This is a genomic window from Nocardia ignorata NBRC 108230 (assembly GCF_001612905.1).
Classification (GTDB): domain Bacteria; phylum Actinomycetota; class Actinomycetes; order Mycobacteriales; family Mycobacteriaceae; genus Nocardia; species Nocardia ignorata.
In genome coordinates, this window is the sequence record NZ_BDBI01000061.1 from 1 (window position 1) to 8,499 (window position 8,499).

Annotated in this window: 12 protein-coding genes; 10 read left to right on the forward strand and 2 right to left on the reverse strand. The window is 60.9% G+C overall.

What is annotated here, in order from left to right; translation table 11 throughout:
- Window positions 1-654 precede the first annotated feature (654 nt).
- The 3 genes from NI2_RS32360 to NI2_RS32365 all read left to right on the forward strand — a co-directional run bounded on the left by NI2_RS32360 (window position 655) and on the right by NI2_RS32365 (window position 1,900).
- Complete coding sequence (locus NI2_RS32360; RefSeq protein WP_067499043.1) at window positions 655-1,209, forward strand: hypothetical protein; 555 nt, start codon at window positions 655-657, stop codon at window positions 1,207-1,209.
- Between the two features lie 28 nt (window positions 1,210-1,237).
- Complete coding sequence (locus tag NI2_RS34315) at window positions 1,238-1,396, forward strand: hypothetical protein (protein WP_157104718.1); 159 nt, start codon at window positions 1,238-1,240, stop codon at window positions 1,394-1,396.
- A 213-nt stretch (window positions 1,397-1,609) separates the two neighbouring features.
- Window positions 1,610-1,900: a hypothetical protein gene (locus NI2_RS32365; protein WP_067499046.1), complete on the forward strand. Its 291-nt coding sequence runs from the start codon at window positions 1,610-1,612 to the stop codon at window positions 1,898-1,900.
- A gap of 151 nt (window positions 1,901-2,051) precedes the next feature.
- On the opposite strand, the gene NI2_RS32370 is transcribed toward NI2_RS32365, so the two are convergent.
- On the reverse strand, window positions 2,052-2,234 hold the full coding sequence (locus tag NI2_RS32370; RefSeq protein WP_067499048.1) for a hypothetical protein: 183 nt from the start codon (window positions 2,232-2,234) through the stop codon (window positions 2,052-2,054).
- Window positions 2,235-2,341: 107 nt separating this feature from the next.
- On the opposite strand from NI2_RS32370, the gene NI2_RS32375 reads away from it, so the two are divergent.
- The 4 genes from NI2_RS32375 to NI2_RS35825 all read left to right on the forward strand — a co-directional run bounded on the left by NI2_RS32375 (window position 2,342) and on the right by NI2_RS35825 (window position 4,024).
- A complete protein-coding gene (locus NI2_RS32375; protein WP_067499050.1) occupies window positions 2,342-2,800 on the forward strand; it encodes a DUF732 domain-containing protein in 459 nt (152 codons plus the stop codon).
- Between the two features lie 315 nt (window positions 2,801-3,115).
- Entirely contained in the window at window positions 3,116-3,265 is a 150-nt protein-coding gene (locus NI2_RS34320) for a hypothetical protein (protein ID WP_157104719.1), read from the forward strand.
- Between the two features lie 85 nt (window positions 3,266-3,350).
- Entirely contained in the window at window positions 3,351-3,638 is a 288-nt protein-coding gene (locus NI2_RS32380) for a hypothetical protein (RefSeq protein WP_133734334.1), read from the forward strand.
- Entirely contained in the window at window positions 3,599-4,024 is a 426-nt protein-coding gene (locus tag NI2_RS35825) for a DUF5361 domain-containing protein (RefSeq protein ID WP_166655849.1), read from the forward strand. The genes NI2_RS32380 and NI2_RS35825 overlap by 40 nt, the downstream gene beginning before the upstream one ends.
- 61 nt (window positions 4,025-4,085) lie before the next feature.
- Here the strand turns inward: NI2_RS35825 and NI2_RS34325 are convergent, their stop codons facing one another.
- Window positions 4,086-4,967 (reverse strand): hypothetical protein, encoded by an 882-nt coding sequence (locus NI2_RS34325; RefSeq protein WP_133734333.1) that lies wholly within the window; start codon window positions 4,965-4,967, stop codon window positions 4,086-4,088.
- Window positions 4,968-6,413: 1,446 nt separating this feature from the next.
- On the opposite strand from NI2_RS34325, the gene NI2_RS32385 reads away from it, so the two are divergent.
- The 3 genes from NI2_RS32385 to NI2_RS35490 all read left to right on the forward strand — a co-directional run.
- Window positions 6,414-6,752, forward strand: a complete 339-nt coding sequence (locus NI2_RS32385; protein ID WP_067499055.1) for a hypothetical protein — start codon at window positions 6,414-6,416, stop codon at window positions 6,750-6,752.
- A 612-nt stretch (window positions 6,753-7,364) separates the two neighbouring features.
- Window positions 7,365-7,871 carry an AMP-binding protein gene (locus NI2_RS35485; RefSeq protein ID WP_067499058.1) on the forward strand — a complete coding sequence of 169 codons (507 nt, stop codon included), beginning with the start codon at window positions 7,365-7,367 and terminating at the stop codon, window positions 7,869-7,871.
- Window positions 7,850-8,499 (forward strand): AMP-binding protein (locus NI2_RS35490; protein ID WP_255284057.1); only part of this gene is annotated, 650 nt, incomplete at its 3' end. The genes NI2_RS35485 and NI2_RS35490, both read left to right, overlap by 22 nt.

Below are 8,499 nucleotides of genomic sequence, written 5' to 3' on the forward strand. Positions count from 1 at the left end.
GTTGAGATGGTCGGCGAACTGTTCAAGAAGCCGCGTCATCTCCGTCGCCGCTGCGGCGCAGACTTGTGTTTTCCCTGCGCGCCGGGCAGTTTCGCCGTTGGACGCCTGCTGGTTGGAACGGATGCGCCGCGCCACAGCGTCATCGAAGCTGTCCATACATCTGACTATGCCACGCGCTTCGATGGATCAAGGTTGAACGAGCGAACCCGGTGGCCCGCGCGGGGCGGGTGCCAGGCCAGGGCAGACCTTGTGCTCGGGGTGGCGCGGCACTCTGTCGACGCCGAAGAGTGGATGGCGCGTGCAATCCACTAGCTCCAGCCGCCCGCGCGACGGGATCCTGTGATGACCGACGCGGCCGTCGAAGGCCCCAGCCGACGACTCCAGAGCCGGAGGGGACTCACATCACTGCCGTGCGGTAGTCGTCGCCGCCGTGTCCAACCGTGGGTTGGGCGGCGGCCGCGGTGTTGCGGTCGTCGTCGTCGCGCAGGAGCCGTAGCCGACGTGAGGTGGGGCGCTGCCTCTTTTCCGGTGGTGATGACTAGTTCGGCCGGGCAGCTTTCGGCCAGTCGACCGCCGTGGCGGGCCCGGTGACGCCTACCTGCACCTTTTCGTGATGGCTGCAGGATTCTGGGTCCCTATGTCAGATTTGGAGGCATGGCACCCAATTCCGACAGGTACTTGCTGAGCAATGGAGCCGACCGCGTCTCGCTGTTCTACGACGGCAGGGTGAAAGTCTGGTCTCGCTCGCACCTTTGGACGATCCTCGAAAGTGGTCGGCACAACGCGCTGGGCGAGTTTGTGCGGATCGGAGTGGGGCAGCAACTTGATGTGCGCGGGCCGATCGGAGCTCGCGAGAAGCCTCACTTCACAACCTCTATCGATCCAACGCTGGGCGGCGCCGCTGCGTCGACGATCACCGCCGACAACAGCACCTTCGTGGTCTTTCACCACGACGGCTCGATCACTGTCGGCAATGACGGCCGCGACATCGAAGGGACCTTCAACGGAGGCCGTGAGGTCGGCATCGAGTCCGGTCGCGGCGGCTCGGTGATGATCTTCTTTTCGGGCAGCTACCGCTGCAAATCCGCCCGCCGTAGTGACTATCACGTGCTGATCCCCGTTCCTGAGGGTCGGTCACGTCGGGAGGTCTATCCCGGCGAGTACGAAATCATGGAAGGCAAGGTGGGTCCTCGCGGAGTGATCGACTGATATCGAGACACCCTTCCGGCCAAGGATCATGGGCCCCAACCTGGAGTGGTGCGTCAGCAACTACGCGATTCCCGGTGATTTCGAGCTGCGCCTCGCCACTGAGCGGCTGGGCGCGGTGATCGGACAGGTGAGTGGTCTCAGCCGGATGACTGACGCGTGGGACACGGTCAAGAAGAACTTCGTCTGACCATTCGCCATCGGCATCGCGTCCGGCCCAGCGCTCACCGCCGTCACCCAGTTCGCGATCGGCGGATAGCAGGACCAGCGTTCGCATCGGCGTGCCGTCTGGTGCTGATGCGTTCGATGGATTTGCGTGCGACGGGAACGTTTGAGGTGTGACAGAAGCGGGTATTCAGTTCGATTGACCAACAGCGTCAAGGCACCTGGTTACGATCTATCCATGAGTTACCCCGCGCCCCAGCAGCCCTCGGGCTACCCTCAGCAGCCCCCGATGGGCTACCCGCACCCGCAGGCGGGGTTCCCGCAACAGCCGCCGACTGGTTACCCGCAGGCCCCGCACCAGGGTTACCCGCCTCAGCAGGCCCCGGCGGGTCGCCAGCAGCCGCCGATCGTGCGCAGCCGCGAGCAGAAGGGGCACTCGATCATCAAGCACCTGTTCCTCGGAATGTTCGTCGCGTACATTCCGACGATCTACTACGCGCTGAGCCCGAACCACTACTTCCACATGTGACCTGGCTGGGATTGGAACGCCCGCCATGAGTGCGGGCGTTCTGCCGTAGCGAGTTTTGCGGCACATCCGGTCGTGACCTCGTCGTGTTCGCGGTTGTCGAGGCTATGGTGAAGGTGCTCGCCGCAGGGCGCGACGTGAAGGTCGTTGGCGCTCAACCGGGCTGGTCCTCGATATAGACGGGGCCGTCGGCGAGGAGTTCCGCGCTGTCGATCCAGATTTCGCGGACCCAGCCATCTTCGTGGCGGATGAATTCGTGGCCCCATCTGTCGTCGGCGATCGAGCCCTTGGGGACGGCATCAGTCTGGTCGATGGTCCGCACGCGGCGGCGGCTCATTCGCTGTCCGCCTTCTGTTGTCCGGTGAAGGCCAGGTGCAGCCCGTCGCCGGCGTGGCGGGGCACCACGTGCACCTGGGGACGATCTGGTAAGTACAGGAGCCGCCCATGTTCACCGCCTATTCTCAAGTCGCAGCCGCCGTGCTGATGGGACTGACCGCGCTCGCCGGCGCCGGATGCAGTACCGCGACCATGTCGGAAGTGCCGTCAGCGGGTTCTTCAGTTCGTCAGCTGCAGTCGACATTGCCAGCATCGACCTCGCGGCCGTCGAGCACGACGGTAGCGGCGTCGGGCCAGGCCGCGGTCGAGCAGGAGGCTTTCCTTCGACACGTCAGGCCCCTCGGGCTGGAGTTCAGTGACGACGAGTCTCTCCTCTTCGACGGCGATTCGGTCTGCAATGACCAGACTCCGATAGGGGATGCCGCCCCCGTCCCTGTCGAACTGAACATTCGAATGCTCCAAGCTCCTCTTGGAGCCATGACGGAGGAACAAGCCAGGTCCTTCATCGACGCTGCCACCAGATACTTGTGCCCGCCCGGAAGTGCTTGGATAGAAGAGCATCGGTAACCGCCCAAGCCAGAGACGGACCAAGGTAGTCCCTCTTCATCGCAGGCCGAACCAGGGCCTCTCCGGCGGCCGACTGGCGGCTACGCCAGAGTGCCGATGCGACACACGCTGAGCAGTTGGCGGATGGTCGCGGGATCTCCGAGTACGGTCGGGTGGCCCCGATTGCGTTGGGGAGTACCGCGTTCGAGAAAGGTCCGGTCCCGGCGCAAGCCGGGACCGGACTGCGGGGACGGTCTAGCGCCGACCAGCGCTTGAGGTGGTCGGTGGCACCCGGAGCGCAGCGCCCGTCGCACGTGGCCGGGGAGAAGATCAACGATGCTGCGGTCGCGCCTGCTCGCGCGGCGCCGGGCACTACGGGAACAGGCCCAACCCTGCGTTGCGCAGATGAGCCGCGCGCGGGTGTTCAAGAACGACGCAGGCGTCAAGGCGTACCGCTACCTCGACGACGGCATCAAGACCGCCTGATCGAACGACCCGCTGTGGGCCGGCTCCACACGAGCCGGCCCACAGCGGAAGACGGCACAAAACCACCACGAACGAGAGAAATCGCATGTCCTCGCCCCAGGCTCCTGTCACACCGACTCCCGACAAGGTGAAGGAGGATTTCGTAGAACGCGTCGGCTCCGTAGAAGTCCGGCTTCCCTCACTGACCTATCTGAAGCCCGGCACGATCCGCCGGATTCGTCGTCTCGGCCTGACCGATGCGCTATACACCATCATCGAACTCAGTGTCCCCGGTGAGGTTCTCGCAGCGCTGGATGACATGGATCATGACTCCTACCACCGCTTGATTGCCTCATGGCAGCGGCACTCGGGGGTAAGCCTGGGGGAATCCTGAGCCTCGATGCACTCCTCGAGGAGTACGCCGAGGCTATCGAGTATGACCTGATCGCATTGGGGCTGCGCCTGCGGAATCTCGGGACCGATGACTTGAGCTGGGGAGACCTGAAAGCTGTTGTCAGTTGTAGTCCACGGACTTCAGCCCTATTCCGGGTGCGAAACCCCCATGAATACGAATGGCATCTGGACCGGATGTTGCTCGCTGACATGTCCGACTCGCTTCGGTGGCTCGTCTGGGCGAAGTCCTCGGATGCTCAACACGGCCGAAACCGCCCAGAACCGATTCCACGGCCGGGAGTAACGAGAACGAGAGAGCGTATCGGCGACTCGACGAGCATTGCCGGTGCGAACGAGATGCTCGGGTGGGGCTCGGCAACGAGTTGATTCCGCCACACCCCGGATACTCATTTCCCCTGGTGCTGTGGGCCGGTCGGTCAGACATGGATCAGTGCTTGCTGAAGAATGAATTCAGGCATCGCCGGGCACGCGCTGGACGAGGCTCGACGGCCCACGACGGGTCCTCGAGCATCGCCCTGAGTCGACTCTCGTCAAGTGACTGCCTGATATCCGGATTCTCACGAAGAAAGATTAGTGTCGATAACAGCGAGTTGAGGGAAGCGCCCCACGACTTCGCGGAGAACTCCCATTCTTGTCCGGGGCGGATCGCAGCGAAACCGGGAGTCTGCCTATGAACAGTTACGCTGTTGTTCTTGTGCGCAATACCTATGGTATCTACCCCTGAGCGGTGATCTGTGGCGCGGATGTGCAATATGTTCTCCCAATTGCACTCGCTATCGTTGAAAATAGTGGTGACGCGAATGTAATCCGGGGTGAGATGCAGGAAGGCGCGTTTGGATTGCAGATATGCAATCACTGGGAGCGAAATAGTAAGGGTGGCGCTGGCGATGCCACCTAGAGCGGCTTCTGGAAGACTGTGCTGGAAACCGGCAATGATCATGAGTACGGAAAATGACAGGCCTGCTAGGAAGGTGGGCACAGCGAGAACTGGGCGGTGGCGGAGTGACAGCGCACCCGGCTTTGCGGCTGCTGATACCAGCGGTCGACGCATCGATCGCACGCTGATCGAGTATGAAACCAAGATGGTAGCAAGGGTAGCGAACATAATGCCGATATCGAGCAGATCATCGTTGCCGAGCAGATAGGCGATGGCCCCGACTATCAGAGCAAACGCGAGAAAGCTGGACGTGGCAAGAAGTCGAGACCTTCCATGTGTTTCCAGGGTGTGTCTTACCCACACGTAGGAGTGGGGGGACCCGTCGCTTCCCGGTCCTGACTCCTGGAATAGGCCCTCATGGCGATAGGGCATTATTCGCTCCAACTTGGAGTTCGAAGCATGAATTCAAGTTCATCGTTAGTCGTGCCGGGCGCGATTTTAGCATTCGCAAAAAAGCGAAGCGTCGCTAGAAGAGAATTAGGATCTGCCGACCAAGTTTGCGCATAAATCGACCAACGCCGGCTCGCCAACTTGTCGCCCCAGATCCGTGGCCTTGCTGCCTCCACGGGGTTTCCTGAGTATGAGAAGGTAACCATCGCTCGCTGGCCTGAGTGTCGAGGTCTGGGCTCCACACTGAGTTCGGAAATCTCGTTCCAGTAGAACACCCATCGCTGGTAAGCGAAACGAACGGTAAGGGCAGAAGGGCCAAATTCCATCGAACACATGCGCGCTAGTAATATTTGGGTGATCATAATCCATGCCGTTACGCAGGATATTCCTATGCCGCAAGCCGTGATCATCCCGACCCTGATGTCGGTGCCGTAGTGCGCTATCAAAATGCCACTGATAAACGCGAGTACGATACCTGAATTATGGAGACCTAACAACCGTCGGCCGATTAACCGGGGTAGTTTCGAATTTGAATCTACAAAGGGTTTGGGTGGAAACGCAAACGTTGAAATAGACGCTAGTCCAATGGCGGCGAAGGGATAGGCTCGGGATGCGACCGAGAAGGCGAGTAGCGCGGCTCCAGCAACTACTAGAAGATATGAGGGCCTATGGGGTCCTTGCCATTCCCGGCGTAGTTGATAGGTGTGGGGTATGTCTGAATCTTCTCGACTCATCGAAGGTCCTCGTTGCTCAATGTTGTTGCCGGATAGTGCCTCCCGACTCTACCCGGTGATCGCGTCGTGTGGTAGTGCCGTAACAGTCGCCTGTTGTGGTTGCGAGAGTATCCGCATCGTAGTCAGATAATATTCTGTGATCCCCAACGGTTCATCGGCTGGCTGAAGGTCTATCCCGCGTCAGGCTTTAGTTTAAGCCGCCAACTCGGCCACTTTTAATTGGTGCGACGATGGCACCTTTGAAATTAGCTTTGCAATTGTCTCGATTCATAAGTGATCCGTGCCTTCGCGAAGTTGTTGTTGCGTAAGGCGTGGTCGCCTGTGGGCATGGCTTCGCAAGCTGTGCGCAAACAAGACGCATGATTCGGATCGGCGTCTTGCCGATGAACTTTTGAAAGGTGGGGACATGGCACCCGAGAAGCCAAAAGAGCTCAAAATAGAGAGCAACTTGCCCGTGTCGGAGTGTATGATAACGAGGCCGGACGAGAATTGCTGATGAACCATTTCAATGAGATTGTTGCACGGACGACAACATTATTAAGACGTACACGGACGAGTGGGGTACCTTTGAGGTCAGGGAGTCGCTCTTTGTCGGCCCGCGCGGGCTGTTGAAATTCGAGACCACTTGGCAAGTTGTGGATGGGCAACGTAGGCTGACAACCGTGATACCCAAAGGAAAGAAGGGGTAGAATCTATGGCTGCGATGAGCTACCCGGATGAGCAAGATTTTATTGAGATTCTCGGAGTCGTGCCCGAAGTGCTGACGGGAGAGGTTGGTGTCACGAGAGTTGTTCTCAAGACCGGCGAAGATGAGATTTTATCGCTTGTCATCGACGTCGTGAGCTGTTCGGTGCGTCTCAAGTGGGTGAAAGCGGGATCAGTGCTGCTCGACATGTATCGAGAGTTTGTATCCCAGGTGACACTCGACAAAGCCGGGCAGTTTATAGTCAAATCCGTGGGGGCGGAATTTACATCAGAATTGACCGTGGCAACCCACCCTGTCGGTGCACGAGAGAGCCTGCTTTCAGACTGAACAACTGGTGGCGCTGAAGCGGCCGACACGATAAGGCGTGCATTCGGCACGCACCACGCCGGTGAACCGGTACCGATCACGACTTGAATCTTGGTGCGGCACCGATCTGTTGGCGACGACTCGGCAATCGAACCTGATAGGGGCGCTACGCACCGATCCGGTGCCGGGACCACCCGCAGCCGACTTCGCGCCCCTGGCGCCCGCGGGCACCACCGGAGTAGCAAGCGCTGCCGCAAGGGAGCAGGATCGGTGACCGATACAGAACAGAAGAGGCCCAACCCCTTGTGGGTGGGGCCTCTTCTGCGTTGGGCGACCGTCTGTTGGCGGCTTCAATCCGGCATCGAGCAGGGCGGATGGGCCGACTTGCCCACTGTCACAGAAGCTTTCAAGTAGAGGTTTAGTTTTCGAATGGTAGGGTACCGCCGGGGCGGAGTCCGTTAGGTGGCCGTGTGTGCACCGCCCTGTGTGCGCGGCGTCAGGGCAGGTTAGAGGGTTATGCGTCCGGCGGATGCGGGTTCCATGAGCGGGTTTGTCGGCGGCGAGGCGGGAGCGGGGCGGCGGCAGCGGCCTGCGCGAGCTCGGCGGGCAGGAGCCTTCACATTGCCGCGGCTCATGTCGGCGGCAGTCGAGCAGAACCCGGATGGGGTGGCGCTTGTTTTCGCCGATGGCACGGGCACGCTCGGATCGCTGAGCTACCGCGAGCTCGATCAGCGTTCCACCCGGATCGCCAGGTACCTGATAGATCTCGGTGTCGGCCCCGAGAGCCTGGTCGCGATGGGAATCACCCGATCGATCGAATCGGTTCTCGCGGTGTGGGCGATCGCCAAGACCGGTGCCGGGTTCGTCCCGATCGATCCGAGGTACCCGGCTGATCGCATCACGCACATGGTCTCGGATTCCGGTGTGGCGCTGGGTATTACGGTCACTCGCGAGCACGGGAAGTTGCCCGGCGGTGTGGAGTGGCTCGACCTGGGAGCGCTGGAGGATGCGGCGGAGGTCAGGGGCTACTCCGTTGAGCCATCATCAATGCGGACCGAGTCCTACCACTGCGGGCAGAACATATCGCCTACGTCATCTACACCTCCGGGTCGACAGGTGTGCCCAAAGGCGTGGTGGTGAGCCACGCCGGACTCGAGCCGTTCTGCGAGGAGCAACGGCGACAGTTCGACGTAGATGCCGACGCGCGCACGCTGCATTTCGCGTCGCCGTCGTTCGATGCCTCCGTCCTCGAGCTACTGCTCGCGCTGGGGTCCGGGGCGACCATGGTGATCGTGGCGCCGAAACCCGCGTTCCTTCTCAACGAGGTAGAACAACGTGTTTTCGATCGCGGCCCGGAGATGATGAATGGCTTCGCTGAACAGAACAGAAGCCAGGGGCGGCACCGGGCGGACGCTCACGACGCTGGTCACCCATTGCCCACCCGACTGGCTCTGTGTCAGCCCGATGGGCTTGTTATCCGACCAGCCCGCGGCGAGAGCACCGATGGCTTCCACGGTTTGGTCGACGCGACTCAGCCGGAAAGCGGCAGTGGCCAGACGGTCGGGAAGCCAGTCGAGTGTCGCTGTGCTGGACGAACTTGTCATGAGTTGATTTTGCCGACGAGCATGGAGGAGCGACAGCCGATTTCACAGACGAGGCACAGACCCTACAGGTCAGTCTGCAGCCTGGTATCCCCTCGCCGAAGCCGAGCGCCTCGTCGGGCACCGGATCGGGCGTGCACGAGTCGACCAACCCGAGCGCTGAACTG

Bases quoted from the DNA above. Each gene is read 5' to 3' on its own strand.
- NI2_RS32360 (WP_067499043.1), top strand. From the start codon at position 655: ATGGCACCCAATTCCGACAGGTACTTGCTGAGCAATGGAGCCGACCGC.
- NI2_RS34315 (WP_157104718.1), top strand. From the start codon at position 1,238: ATGGGCCCCAACCTGGAGTGGTGCGTCAGCAACTACGCGATTCCCGGT.
- NI2_RS32365 (WP_067499046.1), top strand. From the start codon at position 1,610: ATGAGTTACCCCGCGCCCCAGCAGCCCTCGGGCTACCCTCAGCAGCCC.
- NI2_RS32370 (WP_067499048.1), bottom strand. From the start codon at position 2,234: ATGAGCCGCCGCCGCGTGCGGACCATCGACCAGACTGATGCCGTCCCC.
- NI2_RS32375 (WP_067499050.1), top strand. From the start codon at position 2,342: ATGTTCACCGCCTATTCTCAAGTCGCAGCCGCCGTGCTGATGGGACTG.
- NI2_RS34320 (WP_157104719.1), top strand. From the start codon at position 3,116: ATGCTGCGGTCGCGCCTGCTCGCGCGGCGCCGGGCACTACGGGAACAG.
- NI2_RS32380 (WP_133734334.1), top strand. From the start codon at position 3,351: ATGTCCTCGCCCCAGGCTCCTGTCACACCGACTCCCGACAAGGTGAAG.
- NI2_RS35825 (WP_166655849.1), top strand. From the start codon at position 3,599: ATGGCAGCGGCACTCGGGGGTAAGCCTGGGGGAATCCTGAGCCTCGAT.
- NI2_RS34325 (WP_133734333.1), bottom strand. From the start codon at position 4,967: ATGCCCTATCGCCATGAGGGCCTATTCCAGGAGTCAGGACCGGGAAGC.
- NI2_RS32385 (WP_067499055.1), top strand. From the start codon at position 6,414: ATGGCTGCGATGAGCTACCCGGATGAGCAAGATTTTATTGAGATTCTC.
- NI2_RS35485 (WP_067499058.1), top strand. From the start codon at position 7,365: ATGTCGGCGGCAGTCGAGCAGAACCCGGATGGGGTGGCGCTTGTTTTC.